Genomic DNA, 22,581 nt, shown 5'->3' with positions numbered 1-22,581 from the left:
GCCGGGTATTTCAAAGAGAAGCATTCTCGTCCCATAAGCCAGGCAAAGCCGCAAACGGCATCGCCATGCTGGAACCAAGTCACAGGGCATTTCCACTCAGGGCAAAGGAAACCTTCCTTTACGGCCGGACAGCCATCGCGAGGTTGTTCCGGTCAGTCCATGACACGGAGAATGCTCATGATCCCGCTTAACAACACACCCGGCACGAGCCAGATACATGGCGCGACGTCCTCGGGCCATAACCCGCAAGGTCTCAACCAGCAAAACCAGCCACCGACACAGCGTACAGCCACTTCACTGGACAAACTGGGTCAGCACTCAACCGCAAAAACCGGCCCGGTGACTCAGGACCTGCAGGCCACGCCAAAGATCGGCGTGCAGAGCAGCGTACAGTCCGAGATACAGACTCAGGATCCTGATGATCTGGCGGCTAAAGCAGCTGCCCAGCAAGTACGGAGCGCGGGCTCACGCATGCGCGGTGCCGATAAGCTGGGACGCTCTCTGATGGGGGAACCCCGGGCAGAGTCCTCGAAAGCGAAGAAATCCGAAGGCTCTGCAGAAAGCAGCGCCAAGTCCGAAGCCACGCCTCTGGCCCAGAATGATCCCGTCGCCCCGAAAGCAGATGGCATGGGCTGGCCGTTGCGCAACAGTGCACTGAAACACTCAGTGATGGGCGAAACTCAGGGCGAATCCTCGAAATCGAAGAAAGCCGAAGGCAAGCGCATCGCGGGCGAATCCGCCAAAGAGACGCCAATCCAGAAAGAAGCCGGTACGTCATCGAAGCAGGAGATTACCGAAACCGGATCACCGAAGCTTTCCCGTGATGAGCAGGCGCTCCAGAACGCTGCTCAGGCCAGAAGCAGATCGAATACCAGACTCAGTGGCAGCAATGGCCTGGGCCCCGCCATCAACGAGGGCCGCGAATCCCTCCCCAGACCCGATAGCAACGCGGTCACTCTGGACAAGAAAGGCAAGGCCAGTTTCGAGAACTTCAGCCCACCGGCGCTGAACACCTTGCTTCAGGATACCCTTGGCAAAAAGGATAAAACCTACCTGGCCCACCATTACACGGGGAAAGGCAACGATCAGGTCCTGCTGGAACCCAAGGGCCACCTGCTCAAGATGCAGCAGAGTGAAACAGGCTTCACCCTGTTGCGCAGCAGCAAATCGCTGGATGTACCGTCGGGCAGCAAGCCAGGCAGCGTCGCCCTGCAACGCCAGGGCAACTCGATGAACCTCGAAGGCCTGAAATCGACGGTCACACAAGCCCTGCCGGACAAAGCGCACATTGCCCACTTGAGCGGAGCCCATCAGGACAGCAACGGCCAGACGCTACGCCTGCATGATGAAAAGCTTTATCAGTTCAAGTCGGACACTTCCAAGTGGTCCCCTCTTCCCGATACAGGCGACAAAAAATTCAGCAGCCTTTCAACGGAAGGTGACGGCAAGCTCTATGCCCGCAGTGGCGACTCGCTGATCAACCTGTCCAGCGACAAAAAACCCGAAATCAAACTCAAGGATCTGGCGGCACATTCGGTCGCCGCCGACGGCACCGTGGCCATGCTGGCGGGCAAGGACACCCAGACCCTGCAGTTGGGCAAGATGGGGGAAGTGCCTGAACTGCATATCACCCTCAACCTCAACGATGGCAAATCCGAAGCCAGCAGCATCGGCCTGACCAAGGATCGCCTGTTCGTCGCCGATACCGAAGGCAAGCTGTACAGCGCCTCGCGCAACGAGCTTAAAAGCGATGATGGCGTCCTGCGGCTCATGCCGGAGAAAAACTACCAGCCTGAAGACGGCAAGCTGGGAGCGCGTCATCAGGTCACCGGTTTCATGAGTGGTGATGACGGGCAGATGCATGCCTTGGTCAAGGACGGTGCCGGCCAGATCCACTCCCATACCCTGGATGAAAAGACCTCCAGCCTCCAGAGCGGCTGGAACCTCTCGGATGTGAAGGTTCTGGAAAATACCCAGGGCCTGCCTGTAAAGAGCGAGCCGACTTCGGAAAACATCTACGACCTGCACAGGAACGGTCGCGTAGGCCTGGTGGATGGCAGTATCCAGGCATGGGATACGACCACTCAGGCCTGGAAAGACACCGGCGTCAAAGATATCGATGCGCTGAAACGCGGCATCGACGGCAATGCCTATGTGCTCAAGGACGGCAAGGTTCACGAGCTGAAAGTGACTCCCGACTACGGCAAGAGCACCTTCAACGACACCCACAACCTGAAAGATACGCCACGCTCTACCAAGGTCGAACTGGGCGATGCCATCGCGGGCCTGGAGGACCGCGTGATCAAAGACTTTGCCATGTACAACGACAAACAGTTCGTGGCCCTTGATGACAAAGGCCGCATGACCGCCCACCACAAGGAAGGCGATCCAACTGAAATGACCCGCCATGGACTGGAAGGCACTGTTGCCTACCTGACCCTGGACGCCAATGGCGTGCATGCTGCAACCAGCAATGGCGATCTGTTCTTCATGCTCAACGAGGACTGGCAGAAAAAACCGACGGATACGCCATTGCAGTCCCAGCCTTCGACCTCCACAGCGGCTGAGGACAAACCTTCAACATCCGCCGCAGCAGCGGACAAACCTTCAACCTCCACTGCAACAGCGGACAAACCTTCAAGCCCCAAGGCATCGGAGTCCAAAACAGACAGCGAGCCCAAATGGCAAAAAATCCCTCTCAGCTTCGGGAGTGAGATAGCCAGTATTCGTACAGAAGTGGATAACACGCTCAGCGTTTCGCTGAAAAACGACCCCAATGGTAACGGCGCCTATCAGCTCAAGGACAAGAAATGGCAAACCATTGACCATCGTCCTGCCGATCAGAACGAACTGAACACGATATTCAATCGACTCGACAAAAGCATGGCAAGGGTGAGCATTCCCGGAGTCGGCACATTAAACTATACCTCCAACCTGCTGGGCCGCAGCGGTATAGAGCAAAGCAATAAATCCAGCACGGTAGAGTTCACCAAGGCTTACGTTTTCAAGCCCGATCTGGAAATACGACCGGCCAAGAACGTAGTGAACTATTTCGACCACAAGATCAATGGCCGGGTCGGTCTGGCAGACGTCTACAATGCCCAGTCCCCCTTGTTTCATGACTTGAAGGAAATCCGCCAGGCGCCAGGCAAGGCCCCGGAAGCCGGCCACGACCTGAAAACTCGCATCGCCAAACTGGATATCGGTGAAGAAGGCAAGGAGTTGACCAAAAGCCTGGAGTCTTTCCGCGAAGAGCTGGAAAACCACAGCCGCAAGGCGGTCATGACCCTGGGCGAAAAAGCAGGCCTGCTCAACCTTCATGGAGAGCCCACGGAAAAAGGGAAAAAAGCCGCGAGTAAACTGGAGTCTGCGCCTCCAAAACGTAATGAAGCCAAGAATGACCTGATGGCACTGACTCAGGGTGCTCTGGACAAAGTCTCTCCGTCCTCGGATAACCCGACCGGCGCATTGCTCAAGTCCCTGCAGGGCATGGGCCTGAAAATGAAGCATCTGGATGCCGATACCCCCGCGGGCAAGCGTCGCCATGGCCACGATGAACACGCCCTGACCAAGGCACGCCTGGCTCTGGATATCAAGACCCTCAATGAGGTCGGACAGCTGCTGGACAAAGCTGAAAAACTCCCTGATGGCCCCGACAAGAATGCCCAGATAAAGGCCATCAAGCACGAATTGACCCATCTGCGCGACAAGACCTATGGCGAAAATCCGATCAAGCACGTTTCGGACATGGGTTTTACCGAGCACTATCAGTTGGAAAAGTCCTACGACGGAATCAAGGCTTTCCTGAACGGTTTCCACAAGCCGGATCACGCCACCAGCCTCAACATGCGCGTCGCCACCGGCAGCAAGGATCAGGCCGAGCTGGCTGAAAAATTCAAGAACTCGCTTAAGCAGCTGGAATTTCCGGACGACGAAATCAGCCTTTCACGCAGCTACGGCATGACCTTGAGCACGCCCTTCATTGGTATAGCCAAACACGTGACAGGCCCCTTCCCCAGCGGGCAGTACACCAACACCCGCAATTACGCCTTTGCGGCCGAGCGCGGCGAAAAGGGCGTGGAAGTCTATCTGCTTCGTGAACGTGCCAACCTGCTCAGCGGTACCGTGGGAGCCGGCAAGGATGTCCTGCCGGACATTACGAGCGCCGGTGAATACGCAAAACTGACCACCCTGGATCTGGGCAATGAAAAACGTGGCGCACTGGCCTTTCGCGTAGGAGGCGATATAACGCTTGCGGGTACCCACACCCAACGTACCGGTGTGGCATTTACAGTGCCGGATGAAAAGATCGATCAGTTCGTCGACAACCTCTTCACAGGCAAGCTGACAGCACTGGATGTTCTCAAGGAAGGCGCAAACCACAAGGCCCACGAAATGAAGCGGGTCAATGTCGACTTGACTGCGGGGGCCAACACCGAGTTCCGCGTACAACTGGGCATCTCGGATCATGACAGCAAGCCATTGACAGCCTCTGCACGCTTCGGTGTCGGTTTCACCGCCAACGTCAATCTTGCCAACTTCACCTGGCAAAAACTGAGTCAGGAAAACGATACCAGTCGCATGGATGAAAAATCCCAGAACAGGCCTCGTCTGCTCAACAACTTCAATGCCGGATTTTTCGCCCGCGCTCAGGTTGTCGGCGGCCATACCAATCCAACCCCGAGCTCGGCCCCCGGCTCTCAGGCAATCACGAGCACCAACGGCATCACTGGAACCGCCTCCATTGACGACAAGACAACCAAGCGGATCAAGTTCCAGTTCAAGGAGGCGGCACCGCTGACCACCGCCAATGTGACCAAACTCGCAACGTCGTTGGGCGATGCGTTCAAGGACAAGGCTTCGAAGGCCGAACTGACTCGACTGGCCGACCATAAACAACCGGAATACAAGGACGCCAGTGCCAAGGAGAAAATCCAGATTCACCTCAAGGGGCTCAATGACTTCTTTGCCAGCAAGACGCCGGAAAACGATGATCAATACGCAGCATTGCGTTCTCTGAAACGTTCCACGGCCCAGCAGGAAGCCTCGGTCAACAAGCACAGCGTGCTGGACAATGGTCGCTTTGAAAGTAACTACACCAACCTGGCGCGCCTGGACTCGCAGAACCTTACTTCCAAGATCATGAGTGTGATTTACGGCAATCATCAGACCAGCAACGCGGAGAACATCGCCAAGCTGATCGATCAGGACCCGGCACTCAAGTCGATACTCAAAGAGTTTCAAAGCCAGCCTGGCACCCTGGCACGGGTTCGCCTGGAGCCCAAGGACCATGTCTTCGACAGGGTCGATGCCGGCAGCCGGGATGGCACTCTCACGCAAAAAGAAATGTTCGAACTGCTCAGCAACCGCGACAACATGCGGGTCCTGGCTATTTCGATCTTCAAGAGCGCAGCACAGACCGAAGGTTTCACCACTCCCACGCCATTGGTCAGTGCCAATAGCTCAGCCTCAATGGCCGTGAACAAGACCCTGGCCAAGGTGAACTTCACCTACGGCGAGGATCAGGACAAACCCAAGGCGTACTTCGTGAACGGTGAGATTTCCCGAGCATCGGACACAAAGAAAACCGTAATGCAAGACCTGCAGAAAAGCGGACTGGAACTCAAGAGCTAAGCCGCTCCCGTTCTTTGTTCACTGACGTAAAAAACAGGCTCGCGGCGCAAACAGAATTGCGCCGCGAGCCTCACCTGTTCTGTGTTTTGACTGCTCAAAGGAACCTCAAGATGACTACCGCTTTTTATGCTCTCGACGATTTTCCGGAACTGGCCAACCTGGTCGCCAACTGCGCGGTGATCCAGGAAGAGCTCGCGACTCTGGATGCACCTCTGCTCGATATCGACCGTACCAACAAGCAGCATCAGCAAGTACACGAAGAACTGAGCGAACACCTGCAACAGGGTGGCGATTACGGCTGGCTCAAGGGCTGGGGTGCCGAAGGAGGCAACCGTGACTGGACGCAATATGCGCTGCTGTTCAGAGACACGCCTATCGGCCCGGCCCAGGCGACCATGCCCCGCACTCTGGAGTTGTTCAAGCCGCTCAAGGGCATAAAAGTCGTGGCCCTGGCCCGTATGGCGCCTCACAGTTTTCTGAGCTTGCACCGTCACCCGGAACTGACGGATGAAGGCCTGTTGCAGATGCACATCACCCTCAGCGCCGCCAATGAAGCCAACTACTCCTACCTGAACGTGGCGGGCGAGTTCTATCACCAGAAACCGGGCACAGGCGCGATCTTCGACGGCTCCCTGGACCACTTCGCCGTCAACGCTACTCCGGTTCAACGGACCATCATCTACATGGAGTTCGAGAAAGAGAAGTTCATGAAGCATTGATGGAAGTAAACACTGCACCCGTCCCACAGAGCGTGCGTAACGCCTGTGGGATTTTTTGTGCCTGTGGTTTCACATCAGGTAAGGCCAAAAACGAAACTTGTGGGAGGCAGCTTGCTGGCGACGGCCACAATGAAGACCAACCGATAAAAATGCTTTGATTCTCATGGCCCCGTCGCGAGCAAGCTCCCTCCCACTTCAGAATGGAGTTTCCGTAGGAGATCACCGCCGCCTCGGCGCCGCGCTGTCGCGCAGCAAACTGTAGGAGCGAATTCATTCGCGAGAGGCCCGTGAAGCTGAAGAAAATCTATCGCCCTCAATGACGTCTCGCGAATAAATTCGCTCCTACAGAAAAACCTTTTAATTCATAGTTTTACGTATTGCTTGATGAGAGCGACTCCGTTGCGAAATGGCCCGTACCTGCGGATAAGCGGAGCGACAGGTGCGTATAAAAACCCGGACATAAAAAAACGGGCTCTTCAGGAGCCCGTTTTGTTTCCCGCCTTATACACTGTCAGTGCACGACCGGCCTGGCACCTGCTGCTTCCAGCAAGCGATCCGCCAGCAACCGCACGATCCAGAAGGCTGTCAGCGAAGCATCGCCACGTAGCTCGTCGGTACCTGCATCGCGTTTGAACTCCGACTCCAGGCTGTCAATGTAGTTGTTCAGGCTGAACTGGCCATTGACCCGGTTACCCGGCTTGTCGAGGGTGCTCTGCAGACGCTCGTTGACCAGAGCGATTGCACTTTCAAACGCCTGACGCTGTGCCGGAGTCAGGTAACCGCCGTTGCGTACCAGAGAGGACCATGACACCTCTTCAGGCTTTTGTTGCACAGCTGTCATATCAGACCTCCTTGTGGTTGGTAGAGCCAGGCAGCTTGTCGTAAGCATGCTCTACGTTCTTCAGGTTGATGCCGCTGGTGGTCAGGTTCAGGCCTTCACTGTCGCTCTTCACGAAGGAGAACTTGCCATTTTCAGCGTCGACGTTCTTCAGGTCCAGGTTCCAGTTACCCTGCTGCCCGCCGTTGGTGCGCATGAAGGTTCCGAAGTCCTTGGCCTTGAAGTTGTCAACGCTCACGTTAGCGTCGGCATTGAGCTGGAAGATCTTGTCATTGGCGCCCTGGGCGCTGCTGTTGGTGATGTTCAGGTTGGTGACTTTGGCACCGCCCTCGCCCTTCACGGTCAGCGCGTCTTCACCGACGTTGGTCCAGTGAACGTTATCGACGTTTACAGCCTTCTCGTTACCAGCACGGACGTGCACGCCATCAGCTGCGTTTTCACCGAAGGTCACGTTTTTCAGGGTGGCGCCTTCAGCCAGCTCGAAGATTGGCTTCTGTCCTTCGCCCTGTCCGCCATCACCCAGGCTAGGGCCGGCAGTGAAGGTCTTGCCCTGGCCATCGAACACTTCGCCCGGGCCTACCTTGATCGTTTCGTTGACTACGGTCGGGCTACCCGAAGCAGTCGGGAAGGACACTGGAGTGGATGAGCCAGCAGAACCAGTGCCTGCAGGACTGCCTGTACCAGGAGTCGGAGCCGCACCACCGATGGATGGAGTTGGAGCCGCACCGCCACCGCCACCACCCACAGATGGAGCTGGAGCTGCACCGCCGCCACCGCCACCCGCAGATGGAGCTGGAGTAGCACCGCCACCGCCACCGCCACCGCCACCGCCACCGCCCACAGATGGAGCCGGAGCACCACCGCCACCGCCACCACCGCCAGTCCCCTTGCTGGAGGAGTCAGACGGCTGGTTGAAGGTTTCCGGATGGCTGTCCATGAACTGGGCGATCATTTCCAGCAGCTCTTTGAGCTTGCCGTCCTGGGATACCTGGCCACCGCCATCGGAGGTCGGCTGGATTGCGTTATCCATGGAACCGCCACCCAGACTTTTCATCAGGGTGTTGACCAGATCTTCGACGCTGCCGGAACCGCCACCCGCGCCTGCGCCCTGAGTTCCACCCAGACCCTGGCCCGAGCCCAGACCTTCAAGCCCTTTGGTGCCGCCACCAGCACCGCCGCCTGCACCGCTTACCGGCGAACCCGAACCGGAACCCGCGCCGTTGCCACCGCCTTCGCCCGTGCCCGACGAAGAGTCGGAACCACCAAGAATTTTTTCGAACAGCGCCATCAGAACCTGAGTCAGCAGCTCTTTGGACGATTCGTCACCGGTGCCGTTCGCACCCTTGGAGCTGCCATCCTTCTGCTCGCCGCCTTGCAGGGACTGCAGCAAGGAATCGATGTCGCTCTGGCCCGACTTGCCAGCCTGGCCCGCACCGGAACCCGAACCTGCGCCGGCACCACCACCGGAGCCAGAACCGGAACCGAGCAACATTTCAGCCAGCATGCCGGCCAGTTGCTCCAGAGCGGATTGTCCGCCCTGCCCCGTGGCAGCACCTGCTGTAGCCCCGCCCAGACCACCGGATAGTCCCGAAAGACCGGAAAGACCACTTTGGGAAAAACCCGAAATACCCGCGATATCAGCCATTTTCTACCTCGTTCCTTCATTGAGAGTGTCCGGAGTACGGCAATCGATGCCGTTCTGGCCGGGGGTAGTGCCATCGAGAGGATCGACCTCGTAGTGGCACTCACCGTTGTGTGGCAACAGCCGACAGACGGTTCCCTGACAAATACTCAATTCAGCAAGGGCTGAACGGTGGTGCGGGTTTGCTGGACCTGCGTCATGAAGCCGTTGACCAGATCGCAGAACTGGACTTCGTCGAGACGAGCCAGTTCACGCTGGGTGCACAGACGCAATTCTTGCTGATCAAGGGCCAGCCAGCAGCCACGCAGACTTGCAACATCAAAGTTGATGTTGAGCAGACGCTGCATGTTTTCCTGGCTCTTGCGCACTTGGCCCAGACTGCAATGAATAACCACATTGTCACTGAGCTTGGGCACTTCGATAACGGCGGCTTGACGGTTCTGGCTGTCATACAAAGCGCAGACACCATTTTGGAGGGTTAAAGATGTACCGAGTGTTTCACTAAGACGCGCAATAAAACGTTGCGCGTCGCGTTGGGAGTTCGCCATTGAATTTTCCTCAAGTTTGTCGTTGCTCAAAAAATGGATCCAGTGCGACAACTGAGTGGAAAATTAATGGCGAGCGGTTCCGGCTGGAATAAATATTCTGAATCTAGTGTTTAAACCCGGTCAATGTGAGGAACTCACTGAGCAGGCCATGCAAGGTGTCTTCGCGTCGATAATCACGACCCAGTTCGTGCCAGACGACGAACCGTTGCTGATTGTCCAGACAGATATAGTAACCGTCATAGGACTCGACGTCCTCGAAGCGGCGCTTGAGCGTGTCTGAGAACAGGTTGGGCCGCTGCGCCTGGCGCTCTATCATCAGCGCCAGCCCCCAGCCCACGCTGTCTCTGCGATACACGAAATCGATGCCAGGGGCCCATTGCCAGGTACTCGGCTGCTGCTCGCCGATGCTGACAAGGAAATCTCGCTGGTCGCTACTACGCAGAATCGTTTCAGTCATTCAAATGTACCGTAGTGTATTCAGTTGCGTCGTTACGCAGTTCAGGAGACCACCAAACTTTAAGGCCGGAACTATTGGCGTCAACTTGCTGGCATTCACTGGCAGAACAAGATGATTGCATTGTCGCACAAGCACTCAACAAGAGAGTAACAATAAATAAGGCACCTGCATGTAACAACTTCATTTCGGATTCTCCCTACAAACGGACTGTACTGAATTCGGCCCTGAAAAGTACTGTGTTAATGGGTTGTGTCGCTATTTAAACAATAGATGTCACTGTGCCTGAAACCGTTCTCCATCCCATAGGTTTCAAGGCGGCAGTATTGATACTCTGGCAGGACTGGCAGGTGTCGCAATCGTCGCCACCGGCCGGGTTGCCACAAACACTTCAGTTGATTGACCTGGCTGAAGGCGCCCGGCAGGCAACATTGTTACAGCAAGTGTACGACCCCCGGAGCAGGATGCCAGAGAGAAATCCTGAGCCTTGCTGCTGTTATTACGAACGACGCCAACAGCAATATCGAAGCCATTACCGCCAAACCATTGACCCCGCGCAGGATCAATCGAAAGCCCGCTCCCCACTCTACACAGGTCCCCCAGACGCACACCAGAAGATGCCTCTTTAACATCACTCGGGATGCGTCCCTTGACCAGGTCGGCAAAGGCGTTGGAGATGGCTATTTTCTTGCGCTCGCGACTGTTGGGCGAGCCACTGAGGGCCAGTGCCTTGTCCAGTTGTGGACGGTTTTCAGTAGCGATGTAGCGCGCCGGATCGATCTGGTCGCCAATCAGCCTTGGCGTGAGGATGAACAGACGCTCGCGTCGTGAAACCTCCTGGCGCTTGGACGTGAACAGCGGCCCCAGAACAGGCAGGTCCCCCAGCAGTGGCACCTTGTCATGGCGCTGGCCGGTTTCATCGACATGAAATCCGCCAATCACCAACGAACGGTTTTCGCTGATGACCGCCTGGGTGCTGACCGTGCCTCGCTTCACATCCGGGGTTTCGCCGTCGCGGGAGCGATCGAGCTGGCCGTCCTCGATGTCGATGATCAACTGGAAGCGGTTGGGCTGCGCACCGGCAATGGTGCGAGGGATAACTTGCAGGCTGGTCCCGGCAGTGACCGATTGCACGTTGGCGACCCGCTCACCGGTGGCCGTGATATACGCGGTGCGGCTGAAATCGATCACGGCAGGCTGGTTTTCAAGGGTCAGCACCGAAGGCCTGGCGATCACGGATGCCACACCCTGCCCTTCCAGTGCCTGGATGTCGGCAAAGAAGCGATCGAAATCACTGATGGAAAGCGTGGCCGAACCACCGGTCAGGAGTGAGCTGCCAAAGTTTACCGAGCCGGCACGTGCCGACCAGCGAGACTCCAGAGCGCTCAGTTGAGTACGATCGATGTCCAGAATGATTGCGTCGATTTCCACCAGATTGCTCGGTTGATCCAGTTGCTGGATCAACTGCTGATACATGTCGCGCTTTTCCGGGTTGTCATAGATCAGCACCGCATTGTTGCGCACATCGGCGACCACCTTGCGATTACTGGAGGTCTTGCCGGCCTTGGGCTTGTCACGTGAAGCGGTACGTTCGGTGGCCAGGTTGATGATCTTGTTGCGGCCGATATCCGCCATGCCCTGCAAGGCCTGGATATTGGCCATCGGGTCCTGGGGTGAAGGCGGTACGACCTGCTTGCTGTCCAGCAAGCCGTCGAGCAGTGTCGCGACACCGGGAATGGTGATGCTCTGCTCCCGATAGTGGATATCGCGATCGGCCACGGCGGCATAGCGCAACGAAAACATCATGACCTGCTGCTTCTCTTCGGCCTTGACCTTTTCCTTGCTGAAACCGCGGATCAGCTCGATATAGCGAGCGGGACCACTGACCAGCACCACGCCCTCATCCGGCAGTTCACCCCAGCCGAAACGCTTGTCCAGCAGGCCGATGTCGGTCAGCGCCTGCTTCAGGTCGGGGGCGGCATCGGAAGACACTTCCAGCCGTTGCGAAACTTGCCCCGACTGTGGGCTCACGTACAACTTGCCGTTGTACAGGAACCATTGAAATTGATGTTCCAGGGCCATGCGATCCAGGAACTCCTGGGCATTGCCCGCGCGAATCTTTGCATCCACCACACCGCTGACGCCATTCATCTCCAGGCCCACGCCATAGGAGCTGGCAAAATCCTTCAGCACGGTGCTCAAGGGAGTCTGGGCTGCCTCGTAGGCATAAGCAGACTGGCGCCACTCTTCAGGTACCGCGGCCATGGCAACCTCTGCCTGCATGCACAGCAGTGCAAGACAGCACAGTCGTTTCAAGCATTGCTTAAACATAAGAGCCTCTCAGTGCCATAGGCCGCATGAATTGCCTTGGCGGGGTCACCTTCCTGGGTTCAAGCATCGATTCCCAGACATCGCGCTGGTTGACCAGCTCTTCAATGTCATGAATGACCAATGCCGTACTCTGAAACTTCTGGTATTGCACAAGGCACAAGTGACTGGTTTCGGGATCCAGTGCCAGCGCCCCGCAAAAGCGTCTGATGCTGGGGCCGGAAAGGCGCAATGCGGCCTCGAGCCCATCATCGCCACCGCGCCATGCCGCGCTCAGCGGTGCGAGATAAATCAGCCCTGCATTGCTGCGTTTAATGCTTAACGGCTGCTGATCGACTTGCAACAGCAAGACAGGTTCGTTGCTGTCGAGCCAACGCTCGACAGCAACGCTCAGATCAGCGGATTTCATTGATGATTGCCTTGGCGAGGTTGTGCTTGACCACAATCTCCTGGTTCACAGCCCAGCTGGCGGTCGAGGACTGCCGGATAGCCGAGTTGAAGGCGTGCCAATCATCCGGGGAGAAGGCGTCCAGACTCAGTGCAGCCGAGTCCAGATCCTTTTGAGTGTTTTCGAAGTTGTTGTCGAGACGGCGTCTGAGTGCATCGGAAGAAAGCATGGTGATACTCCTGGTTCGGGAACTCATGACTGAGTGGCAAGCGCAGGAGTTTGGTTCCAGAATATTCCGATCAAGGCCAGAGATGACGCTGCAGGGCGCTCCAGCTCAGGCTGAAGTCCCCATGTTCGGTGCGCAGGCTGATGGCATCGAGGTCAAGATTCGGATCACCTCGCAACGTCCAGCCCAGTTGCCCCTGCTCTTCCAGGCTTTGGGCAAGCAGCGGTATCTGGTCGGGATGGCAATAGATCAAGGCCGACTCTTCGTTGGGGCTGGCCGAGGTCAGTTGCCGCAGGACTGCGCCGACTTTCTGGCCGTCCGACAATTCGCCCAGCACAAGCTGCAATGCCTGCTGAACCAGATCTTCTGCCGCCTCGACAATCGTTGCCAGTGTCTGCTCCCGTTGCTCGCTCAGATCATCGAGCAATGACTGGGCCTGCTGCCAGACCTCGGCACGGGTTTCTTCTTCGCAGCGCCGACGCAACGCCTCGGCCTCAGCCTCGGCAGTTTCAAGGATTTCCCGGGCACGGGCACGGGCATCTTCCAGCAGTTCTTCTGCCAGCAGGCTCTGCTCAAGAACTTCCCGGCGCAGAAGCGGCTCGTTAACCGTGGATCGGTTACTGGTAAGCGTCAGACTGCGACTGGTCAACATGCGGACTTTCCTCGATGCTGTTGCTCAAAACGTACCCACCCACGGCCTGCCACAAGGCACACAATCTGGCTTTGGGTATGTCATCCAATGACAGGCATTCGGCCTGATCCACGGCATCGCGAGCGAACTTGACCCTCAGTCGCTGCCAGAGCCGGTCACCGACCCACGCCTTCAACAGGCTCAGGCCCGCCACCCGAGGCTGTCGGGCGTCCCAGTGTTCAGGCAGCCAGTGCCCGGGCTGCAAGGCCCTGCCCAACCGTCGACACCAGAGCCAGGCCGGCTCGTCCAGGCTATCGGGGCGCGGCAGGCGACTGCCGGCACAGATCCCCACACAGAGTTCGAGTGCCAGCGCCCATTGCTCATCGTTCAGATCCAGCAAGGGCAACAACAGGGCATCGGGTGCAGGCGGCAGGGTCGAAGTCATGCCCAGGTAGCGGTCGACCATTGCGTCATCGACCTGCCCCAGCAGCCTCAAGGTTGAGGCGCTCATGCCTGCCGAATCGTGGAGTTGCCAACTGTCATGGGCCTGGCGCCAGCCCTGGGTCCACCAACATACCCAGACCAGCGCCTGCGGCTCGCTCACTTTCATTTCGGCGGTTCCGCCGCTACAGCAGGCCGCGGCATGAAGCGTTGTCGCCATTGCGGGTTGAGTGCCCACAGGCCAGCCAGCATCAGGGCGATCCCGAACGTACAGAGCACCGCCATCCACTGCCAGAACTCCAGGCGGTCGCGCGTCATGGTGAACGGCCCGACACTGACCATCGGCACCGACTCCTGATAACCCTGGGAAGGAACGAACACCACTGCCAGCTTTTTCTCGTCCGCATTGGCCATGCCTGGAATACTGCTGGCAACCATGCGGCGGATGCGCGGCAATATGCTGTCGGGCTCAAGATCATTGCGGTATTTGATGAACACCGCAGCCGAGGCCGGCTGAACCGGCTCCCCCGGCGCGATACGCTCGGGCAGCACGACATGCACCCTGGCAACCACGACACCATCGATCTGCGACAGGGTCTGCTCCAGCTCCTGAGACAAGGCGTAGATATAGCGCGCCCGTTCTTCCATGGGAGAGGAAATCACACCCTCCTTGCGAAACACTTCCCCCAGCGTCGAGCGTGACCGGCGAGGCAGGCCTACAGCCTCAAGCACCCGCACGGCCCGGGAAATATCCTGCGTGGAAACCAGGACTGCGACTCCACCCTTGTCCAGGCGTTTTTGCGCGTCAATGTTTTTACCCGCAAGTTCTGCCAACACTTCGTTGGCATCCTGCTCGGTCAGATCGCGATGCAGCTCCATACGGTCGCCGCAACCAGCCATCATTAACGCCAAAAGCATAAGGATGGCCAGCCTGATTGCCTTGGGGTGCATAGTCGGGGCCTTATTGCAGACTGGTCAGTTTTTCCACAGTCTGGGCCGCCTTGCTCACCAGCTTGGCGCTGAGCAGGCTTTCCAGATAAAAGGAAGACAGGGAACGGTTGGCATCCATTGCCATTTTCGGATCGCTCGAGCGAGCGGCTCGCTGCAGGTCTCGATCAACCCTTTCCGACTCTTTCTGGTAAGCGGTCGATGCCTTGGAAATCGGCGATACCAGCATTTGCGAATCGCTGGCAGGCTTGGGATCTGCAGAGCGCATGGCGGCATTGAACCAGGCAATGTCCGCCTCGGCAGGAGTAGGACCAGACGGTGGCGATGTCACCTCTGTCTCGAAGAGGCCAGTGTGATGAGTTGATACGCGAGTAACGGCCATGTTTGCTTTCTCCTGCCAAGACGAAGGTTTACAGATCAACCGCGATAGTCGGTGACGCTTTGCTGAACAAGAACGGACAGAACGTTGCCCGCCGCGATGCTCGCATCGGTCTTCAAGGTGTTGCCGGCGCCACCGTTCTGGAAATTCTGTTCCGCATTGGGAAACAGGCCGCCCAGCGAATTGCCCTGAGCACTGTCCTTGATTTCGCCCTTGATCATGTTGATGGCTTTCTGGAACTGCTCGCCTTCAGCCTTGGACATGACGTTGTCGCCCTCGGAGAGCTCCCCCATCCAGTCCTTCGACTTGCCGTCCGGTTTTCCGAACTCTTCCGGATGCATGTCCATGAAGCGCGAGACTTCCTTGAGAACGTCTTTGTCCTCGAAGTTGAAGCTCATCTGGCCGCTTTTGGCATTCGGGGCAGTATTGGGCGTCAGCAGGTTGTCGAGTTTTTCCTCGCCCAGGCTGCCCAGCAATGCGGCCAGCAGTTCCTGAAGGCCACCACCGGAAGCTCCGTTGCTGGCTGCCGAACCGCCACAGCCCGACGAGGAATGGGTGCCGGTATTGTTGCCAGTATTGAAACCCGAGTTCCCCGTACCGAAACCCGAACCGCCAGAGACGTTCTGGCCTTTGGAGCCGCCACTGAGGAATTCGTTGATCAGACCTTCAAGACCTTTAGTGAAGGATTCTTTCTCCTTACTGTTGAGGTACTTGTCTTCCGACAGCTCGTCGCGCCAGCCATTGACCTTGCCATTGGCGTCGTGCGGTTTTCCGAACTCGTCAGGATTGCGATCCATGTAATCGGCAACCATGCCAAGCAACGGATTGTCAGTGTTACGGATGTTGGCGCCGCTGCCCGACTTTTCAAACAGCGAATCACCCAGCAATGAAGCGATCTTGCCAGCACTTCCGTTAGGGTCGGACTGCATGGTAGACATTTGCGTACTTGCGAAGGAGCTCTGGAAAGTGGTGCCTTGCGCAGCGCCTAACGAAGAAGAAGGAATCATGGATTTACTCCTTGGAAACCGAACAGGTTGAAGCCCTCCTGGGGTGAACCAAGAGGGCGCGGCAACCACTTAGTAGTTGATCGCCTTACCGGTTTGCTGAGCAGCGTTCTGCGCCTTGGTGGCAGAATCCTGGTAGGCGCTGGCGATACCGTTGATGGTATCTGTCTGCATTTTGTTCGATTGTGCTTCGGCGTTCATCATTGTGGTTGCAGCAGCAGTAGAGTCCATCAGGGTCATTGCGGACATCGAAGCGCCGAGGGAAGCGGTACCAGCCATAGTTATTACTCCTGATCATCGAGATGGTTTGGACACCGAATTGGTGTTCGAACATTGAGTGGTCGATTTTCAGAAGCGGTTCCATGCGAACGCACGAATGAGGAAGTAAATAAAAAACTACGGCTCCGGCGAGTTGATACTGAGGCTTTTCATGCGGTGATAAAGGGTGCGTCGGGGAATGCCCAGTTCACTGATCACGGACTCGATACACTTGGGATGACGCGACAGACAATCCTGGATGAGAGCCTTTTCGAACTGGCGAAGATAACCCTTGAGAGGAACATTGCCTTCCAGGTGCGGATCTTCGTCGGTGCCCAGCGGTGACATGCCCAGCACGAAACGCTCGGCTGCACATTTAAGCTCGCGGATATTGCCGGGCCAGCGGTGGCTGAGCAGGCGATTGAGCACGGCAGGGTCGCGCTGGGGAATCGGCTGATGGTGTTTTTGAGCCGTCTCCATGACGAAGCGCTCGAACAACGAAGGAAGATGGTCAAGGCGCGAACGCAGGGTAGGCAACTGGATCTTGATGACGTTCAGGCGAAAAAACAGATCTCGCCGAAACTTGCCCTCCTCTACCAGTTTTTCCAGCGGTGTCTGTGTCGCGACGATCACACGCAGGTTCAGGGACACGAAACGTGTCGAGCCCAAGCGCTCTATTCCGCGCATTTCCAGCACACGCAGCAGCTTGGCCTGGAGCAGCAACGGCATGCTGTCGATTTCATCCAGATAGAGCGTCCCGTTGTGGGACGCTTCTATATAGCCTGCCCGCGACTTGGATGCGCCGGTGTATGCCCCCGCCATGACCCCGAAAAGCTCACTCTCGGCAAGTTGCTCGGGCACGGCAGCACAGTTGAGTGCGACCAGAGGGCCTTCGCGACCCGACAGCTGGTGAATGCGTCGTGCCAGGGTGTCCTTGCCGGTGCCCGTCTCCCCCTCCAGCACCATGTCGACATTGAGCGGAGCCGCCTTGCGGATAAACGACTGCAGCGTGCCAAAGATATCGAGGACCTCATGCTCCATCTGCGAAGAGTCAGTATTCATAAAGCCCTCATCCATCCATCTCCTTGCGATGATAAACACTTCCGCCGAATGTCAGGAATACCCTCGCAGACGAATCTCGACACTCTGTCGACGACCTGCGCCGCGAAACGGGTACTTTAAATTAACGTCCAGCAATTATCTCGTTTTGATTTTCTATTAAAACCATTGATTTCTTGGTAAAGACACCGGGATGGCAGACAGCATGTAAAAACCGAGACGAAAGCATCATTGCACCGAGGCGAATTTGCAACTTTGCAAGTCGTTTAAGAGCCCGGCCGTTTATGGTAGGGAAAGTGCATTCTTATTCGGTTTTCCGAACGCGTAATAAAACCGTCGTATATTTCTGGCACATCTTTCGCCTTGATTCATATACATGTCCTGCGCGTCTAACAACTGCACGCAGAAGCGCCCTGTGACGCTCCCTGCATGAAAAGGAGCACATGCACCTTAATATTCCAAAAAAGAATTACAAGATTCCTTTATATTCTTTTTAAGATCATCCGTGAGCTGCAACACTCGTCACCAGAATCATCCATAAAGTGTTGAGAACTCATGAAAAAATTGACTGCCATTACTGCCCTGTCCCTCGCCGTGCTCTCGGGTCTGGCTCACGCCGACCGCCTGGAAGACATCAAAAAATCCGGTGTCTTGAGGGTCGCTGCTTTCGACAGCAATCCGCCGTTCGGTTTTGTAGATGCAAAAAGCAAGCAAATAGAGGGCCTGGATGTGGATTACGCCAAGGCCATCGCCGACAAACTGGGTGTGAAGCTGCAATTGCAACCCACAAACCCTGCAAACCGGGTGCCGCTATTGGTCGCCAACAAGGTCGATCTGGTTCTGGCCAATTTCACCATCACCCCGGAACGGGCCGAGCAGGTGAACTTCAGCATCCCCTACTTTTCCTCGGGCCAGCAGTTCATCGTCAAGAAAGGCACGCTCAAGAATCAGGATGACCTGAACAAATGGCGTGTGGGCGTCGACAAGGGCACCGTCAACGAAGGCGTGCTGCGCGAGAAATTCCCCGGCGCAAAAGTCATTGCCTACGATGATACGCCTTTTGCCTTTACCGCATTGCGCAACGGTAACGTGCAGGCCATCACTCAAGACGGTCCAAAACTGATCGGTCTGCTGGCCAATGTGCCGGACAAGGACAAATACGAAGTCCCGCCCTTCACCATTTCCAATGACCTGATCGGAGTCGGAATTCCGAAAGGCGAAACCGCACTGACCGAGTTCGTCAACCAGACGCTGGTAGAGCTGGAATCCAAGGGGCAGGCACAGAAGATCTATGACACCTGGTTCGGCCCGAACACCCCGACACCTCTGGCCCGTCTGTTCAAGATCGGTGACAAGAGCTGATCCCGAGCGACCCGTTTCTCGGTAGCCCGCTGCGGACAACCCGGCGGGCTCTTTCAATTCTGGATGGATGTTGCATCTGATGTTCGGTGAACTGCTGGGCCCGCAATACCTGCATTTGTTGTTCGATGGATTTCTGCTCACGCTAGGCCTGTCGATCCTGGTCTGCCTGAGCGCCACAGCGCTTGGCTTCCTTGTCTGCCTGGCACGGATTTCCTCTTCGCGTCTCTGGTCCTGGCCTGCACGGGGCTATCTGTCGCTGTTTCGCAATACGCCTCTGCTGGTGCAGTTGTTCTTCTGGTACTTCGGGGTCAGCGCCCTGTTGCCCGAAGCGCTGGTCAGCTGGCTGAACATGCCTCACGAAGTGAACCTGGCCGGCCTGCTGATCGAATGGCCGTCATTCGAGTTCCTTGCCGGTTTCTGGGGCCTGATGCTCTATAGCAGTGCGTTCATTGCCGAAGAGTTTCGTGCCGGTGTCGCGTCGGTACGCACCCAGCAGCGTATTGCCGGACAGGCTCTGGGGCTTCGCCCCGCGCAGGTCTGGCGTTATGTCGTGCTGCCTCAGGCCGTGCGCACGGCGCTTGGGCCATTGCTGGGGCAATACATGAATGTGCTGAAAAACTCGTCGCTGACCATGGCCATCGGCCTGGCCGAACTGTCCTATGCCTCGCGTCAGGTCGAAACCGAAACCTTCAAGGCTTTCCAGGCCTTCGGTATCGCGACCTTGCTGTATATCGTGAGCATCGCTCTGATCGAAGCCATCGGCCAGATGATCCAGCACAGCAAGCGTTATCGCCAGGGAGCGGCCTGACCATGGACTTTTCAGTCATAAGCGACAACTTCGCCTACCTAATGGTGGGCGCGTACCCGGACGGGCCATTGGGCGGTGCGGCACTGACGCTGATCCTAAGCTTGCTGTCAGGCATTCTGGCCGCCGCATTGGGCCTGGTGCTGGGGGTGGCTCTGGTGCTGGTGCGCGGCCGGACACGCTGGGTATTGCTGGGCGTGCTGGGTTTCTTTCGCGCCATTCCGGTGGTGATGCTGATTTTCTGGACCTACTTCCTGCTGCCGATCCTGTTCAAGATCGATGTCCCGGCCTTGTTCACCGTGGTCTGCGCCCTCTCGCTGATTGGTGGCGCCTACCTGGCGCACTCCGTCCACTCGGGCATCCTCAGCCTGTCTTCAGGCCAATGGGCGGCCGCCAAGGCGCTGGGCATGAGCCCGTGGCAAGTACTGCGCCTGATCATCCTGCCCCAGGCACTGCCGATCATGCTGCCTTCGTTCCTCAATCAATGGATCTCCCTGATAAAAGATACCTCGCTGGCCTATGTGATCGGCGTCGGTGAGCTGTCGTTCGTGGCCACACAGGTCAGCAACCGGGTCATGGTGTATCCCACGGAGATTTTCCTGTTCATCGCTCTGGTGTACTTCATCATCTGCTCGGCACTGGACCTGATGGCCAATCGACTCACGGGCGCCGGAAGCGCGAAAAAAAGCTGAAAAAATAATCGGATTCTGTGCGCTTATTCGCGAATTCAGGATCCATTTTCAGCCCTCCAAAGGTCACGGGACAGGTACATTTCATGAGCTGTTCATAAAATAACCACACAGCCACAGGCCACGTAGAACGTGGCTTACAAAAAGTTACCCACAGACATACCCACGTTTTCCGTGGACAACTTTTCAAAAAATCCGAACCTGAAAAACACAGGGGAGCGCAAGTCAAAAATCATCGACGGTGTGAAGTTTTTTGCACGCCCTCCCCTTACCCACCGATTCGACAAGACTATGCAGTTCAGGCCTGTGCTTATGCCTTTTTGACTGTTGCCTCAAATGCACTGGTTCTCTGAAATAAGCGCTTTTTCGAGGCGGCCTGCAGATGGAACAACGGTGCGAAGTGGCAGTTCTGGGCCTGGGAGCCATGGGCGCGGCAACCCTTTATCAATTGGCCAAAGCCGGGGTCAATGCCATTGGCGTGGATCGCCACAACCCGCCACATACTGATGGCTCCAGCCACGGTGATACGCGCATCACCCGCCTTTCCGTCGGTGAAGGCCCACAATATCTGCCGCTGGTGCGCAACTCTCACGCCATATGGCGCGATCTGGAGGCGCTGTCCGGCGAGTCTCTGTTCGAGCAGTGCGGCGTGCTGGTGATGAGCTCCCATCCGGCTTACGACCCGCAAGACCCGCAGGACTTCACCCACAAGACCATCCAGCTGGCTCAAGCCTATGGCGTGGAGCACGAAGTGCTGTCGGCACCCTCCATTCGCCAGCGATTCCCGCAGTTTGCGCCGGTACTGGATAGCGCCATCGGCTACTTCGAGCCCGCCGGTGGTTATGTGCGGCCAGAGCGCTGCATTGCCGTGCAACTCCAGCTGGCCAAAGCCCATGGAGCCAAAGTCCTGACAGACGAAACCGTCACTCACTTGCAGACTCATGGCGAAGGCGTGCGCATTACGACCGATAAAGGCTCGATCCTGGCCAACAAGGTGATCGTCAGCGCTGGCATGTGGTCTGCCGACCTGCTCGGAGCGCCTTTTGATCGATTACTGAGGGTCTGCCGGCAAAAGCTGTTCTGGTTTGAACTGGAAGACCAGGCGGTCTTCGCGCCCGTCTCACCCAGCTTCATCCTCACCCACGGGCCGGGCGAGGTGGATATCAACTACGGCTTCCCGCCGCTGGCTGGCGAAGGCAGCATGAAGATGGCCACCGAGCAATACGTCGACGTCTCGCAACCAGAAACCCTGGAGCGGACTATCACGGCAGCAGAAGAACAGGACATGTTCAGGACCCAGGTCAGCGGCAAGATAGCCGGACTGACCTCCAGGGTCGTCAGATCCTCCGTATGCGCCTACACGGTGACACCGGATTACCACTTCATCATCGATGAACACCCACGCCTTAAAAACGTGACCGTTGTATCCGCCTGCTCGGGACACGGCTTCAAACATTCCGCCGGACTTGGGCAGGCACTGGCCCAACAGTGTATTCATGGAAAGAGTGATGTGGACTTGTCGGCGTTTTCGTTGAAGCGTTTCAATCTGGAAGAATAAAAACTCAATGGCCTGTTGCCGAGTGATGCAAGTCGATAAAACTTGCAGCCTTGCCGGCAGGCTTACTTAAACAAAAGCAAACGGAAACGTTCCAGATAAAGTTAATAATTATTGAAGCTGATAACAAAAAGCTGACGACCAAAAGTCAGACACCATAAATCCACCTCCCCTTCTCAACCCTGACAACAGTTGAGCATTAGTTATTACTTAAATTGGCGCTTATTGCTGTCACCCATTTAATCAACACCTGCTCGGACAAAAGCCGGACAAAACGAAAAATGAGCATGAAGCCATCAGAATCGCGCCAAAAACGGACAATCTGGTCAGGTTTTCGTGCAGAGTTTTTCGGCAATGCATCACCGAGGGCTGTTGAGGCATCTGCTAAAAGAGGAGATTTGAGCGCGCCTTTGACAGCCACTTTCCTGAAGCGTTCAGAATTATAGGATCCCAAGACAAAGTCATTCTTTGAATAAATACTCTACTGCCGAACAGAAAGGATGCTCGATTGGGTCAGCAAGGATGAAGGCGCATCGCCAGCTCGACTGCCAACTTTGCAAAAGCAGGAAACAGCAGAGCATTATTGAATCGTGAAAAGCTGGCCAATCGGGTTAAAAATAACCCGGCATATGTGGCAAGCGACCAGAATGATGCCGATCAGTCTGATCTGATA

At 56.6% G+C, this 22,581-nt stretch carries 21 protein-coding genes; 6 read left to right on the top strand and 15 right to left on the bottom strand.

Annotated elements, in window-relative coordinates; translation table 11 throughout:
* Nucleotides 1-177 precede the first annotated feature (177 nt).
* Both KQP88_RS09100 and KQP88_RS09095 read left to right on the top strand, forming a co-directional pair.
* The gene (locus KQP88_RS09100; protein WP_216705432.1) at nt 178-5,634 is read left to right on the top strand and encodes an AvrE-family type 3 secretion system effector; all 5,457 of its coding nucleotides are present in this window, start codon (nt 178-180) and stop codon (nt 5,632-5,634) included.
* Between the two features lie 110 nt (nt 5,635-5,744).
* Nucleotides 5,745-6,353, top strand: a complete 609-nt coding sequence (locus KQP88_RS09095) for an aspartyl/asparaginyl beta-hydroxylase domain-containing protein (RefSeq protein ID WP_200993140.1) — start codon at nt 5,745-5,747, stop codon at nt 6,351-6,353.
* A gap of 511 nt (nt 6,354-6,864) precedes the next feature.
* Here the strand turns inward: KQP88_RS09095 and KQP88_RS09090 are convergent.
* The 14 genes from KQP88_RS09090 to KQP88_RS09025 form a co-directional block, all read right to left on the bottom strand.
* Nucleotides 6,865-7,194, bottom strand: coding sequence for an HrpW-specific chaperone (locus tag KQP88_RS09090; RefSeq protein ID WP_117184439.1), 330 nt, complete (start codon nt 7,192-7,194; stop codon nt 6,865-6,867).
* Nucleotide 7,195: 1 nt separating this feature from the next.
* Nucleotides 7,196-8,836, bottom strand: coding sequence for a pectate lyase (locus KQP88_RS09085; RefSeq protein WP_216705431.1), 1,641 nt, complete (start codon nt 8,834-8,836; stop codon nt 7,196-7,198).
* 146 nt (nt 8,837-8,982) lie between these two features.
* The gene (locus tag KQP88_RS09080; protein ID WP_025259536.1) at nt 8,983-9,381 is read right to left on the bottom strand and encodes a type III secretion system chaperone; all 399 of its coding nucleotides are present in this window, start codon (nt 9,379-9,381) and stop codon (nt 8,983-8,985) included.
* Nucleotides 9,382-9,484: 103 nt separating this feature from the next.
* Nucleotides 9,485-9,838 carry a hypothetical protein gene (locus KQP88_RS09075; protein WP_025259535.1) on the bottom strand — a complete coding sequence of 118 codons (354 nt, stop codon included), beginning with the start codon at nt 9,836-9,838 and terminating at the stop codon, nt 9,485-9,487.
* A 309-nt stretch (nt 9,839-10,147) separates the two neighbouring features.
* Nucleotides 10,148-12,100 (bottom strand): type III secretion system outer membrane ring subunit SctC, encoded by a 1,953-nt coding sequence (gene sctC / locus KQP88_RS09070; protein WP_236249878.1) that lies wholly within the window; start codon nt 12,098-12,100, stop codon nt 10,148-10,150.
* A gap of 58 nt (nt 12,101-12,158) precedes the next feature.
* Nucleotides 12,159-12,572, bottom strand: a complete 414-nt coding sequence (locus tag KQP88_RS09065; RefSeq protein WP_216705430.1) for a type III secretion system chaperone — start codon at nt 12,570-12,572, stop codon at nt 12,159-12,161.
* Complete coding sequence (locus tag KQP88_RS09060; protein ID WP_025259532.1) at nt 12,559-12,780, bottom strand: serine kinase; 222 nt, start codon at nt 12,778-12,780, stop codon at nt 12,559-12,561. Before KQP88_RS09060 ends, KQP88_RS09065 begins: the two co-directional genes overlap by 14 nt.
* 70 nt (nt 12,781-12,850) lie before the next feature.
* The gene (sctL, locus tag KQP88_RS09055; protein ID WP_216705429.1) at nt 12,851-13,429 is read right to left on the bottom strand and encodes a type III secretion system stator protein SctL; all 579 of its coding nucleotides are present in this window, start codon (nt 13,427-13,429) and stop codon (nt 12,851-12,853) included.
* On the bottom strand, nt 13,395-14,018 hold the full coding sequence (locus KQP88_RS09050; protein WP_216705428.1) for a hypothetical protein: 624 nt from the start codon (nt 14,016-14,018) through the stop codon (nt 13,395-13,397). The genes sctL and KQP88_RS09050 overlap by 35 nt, the downstream gene beginning before the upstream one ends.
* Entirely contained in the window at nt 14,015-14,800 is a 786-nt protein-coding gene (gene sctJ / locus KQP88_RS09045; protein WP_122322010.1) for a type III secretion system inner membrane ring lipoprotein SctJ, read from the bottom strand. The genes KQP88_RS09050 and sctJ overlap by 4 nt, the downstream gene beginning before the upstream one ends.
* A gap of 10 nt (nt 14,801-14,810) precedes the next feature.
* Complete coding sequence (locus KQP88_RS09040; protein WP_025259528.1) at nt 14,811-15,179, bottom strand: EscI/YscI/HrpB family type III secretion system inner rod protein; 369 nt, start codon at nt 15,177-15,179, stop codon at nt 14,811-14,813.
* Between the two features lie 35 nt (nt 15,180-15,214).
* Nucleotides 15,215-16,183, bottom strand: a complete 969-nt coding sequence (locus tag KQP88_RS09035; RefSeq protein ID WP_095067708.1) for a DNA-binding protein — start codon at nt 16,181-16,183, stop codon at nt 15,215-15,217.
* 69 nt (nt 16,184-16,252) lie between these two features.
* Nucleotides 16,253-16,459: a hypothetical protein gene (locus KQP88_RS09030; protein WP_025259526.1), complete on the bottom strand. Its 207-nt coding sequence runs from the start codon at nt 16,457-16,459 to the stop codon at nt 16,253-16,255.
* A 117-nt stretch (nt 16,460-16,576) separates the two neighbouring features.
* Nucleotides 16,577-17,500, bottom strand: coding sequence for a sigma 54-interacting transcriptional regulator (locus tag KQP88_RS09025; protein WP_200993145.1), 924 nt, complete (start codon nt 17,498-17,500; stop codon nt 16,577-16,579).
* A 552-nt stretch (nt 17,501-18,052) separates the two neighbouring features.
* On the opposite strand from KQP88_RS09025, the gene KQP88_RS09020 reads away from it, so the two are divergent.
* The 4 genes from KQP88_RS09020 to solA all read left to right on the top strand — a co-directional run bounded on the left by KQP88_RS09020 (nt 18,053) and on the right by solA (nt 21,911).
* Nucleotides 18,053-18,859 (top strand): ABC transporter substrate-binding protein, encoded by an 807-nt coding sequence (locus KQP88_RS09020; protein WP_025259524.1) that lies wholly within the window; start codon nt 18,053-18,055, stop codon nt 18,857-18,859.
* A 79-nt stretch (nt 18,860-18,938) separates the two neighbouring features.
* Nucleotides 18,939-19,667 carry an amino acid ABC transporter permease gene (locus KQP88_RS09015; protein ID WP_122322012.1) on the top strand — a complete coding sequence of 243 codons (729 nt, stop codon included), beginning with the start codon at nt 18,939-18,941 and terminating at the stop codon, nt 19,665-19,667.
* A gap of 2 nt (nt 19,668-19,669) precedes the next feature.
* The gene (locus KQP88_RS09010; RefSeq protein WP_216705427.1) at nt 19,670-20,356 is read left to right on the top strand and encodes an amino acid ABC transporter permease; all 687 of its coding nucleotides are present in this window, start codon (nt 19,670-19,672) and stop codon (nt 20,354-20,356) included.
* A gap of 379 nt (nt 20,357-20,735) precedes the next feature.
* On the top strand, nt 20,736-21,911 hold the full coding sequence (solA, locus tag KQP88_RS09005) for an N-methyl-L-tryptophan oxidase (RefSeq protein WP_216705426.1): 1,176 nt from the start codon (nt 20,736-20,738) through the stop codon (nt 21,909-21,911).
* 196 nt (nt 21,912-22,107) lie between these two features.
* Here the strand turns inward: solA and KQP88_RS09000 are convergent, their stop codons facing one another.
* The gene (locus tag KQP88_RS09000) at nt 22,108-22,329 is read right to left on the bottom strand and encodes a hypothetical protein (protein ID WP_216705425.1); all 222 of its coding nucleotides are present in this window, start codon (nt 22,327-22,329) and stop codon (nt 22,108-22,110) included.
* Between the last annotated feature and the right edge of the window lie 252 nt (nt 22,330-22,581).

The organism is Pseudomonas lijiangensis (genome assembly GCF_018968705.1).
Classification (GTDB): Bacteria; Pseudomonadota; Gammaproteobacteria; order Pseudomonadales; family Pseudomonadaceae; genus Aquipseudomonas; species Aquipseudomonas lijiangensis.
The sequence above is the reverse complement of the archived record's forward strand: the minus strand, read 5'-3'. Positions and strand labels throughout refer to the sequence as shown.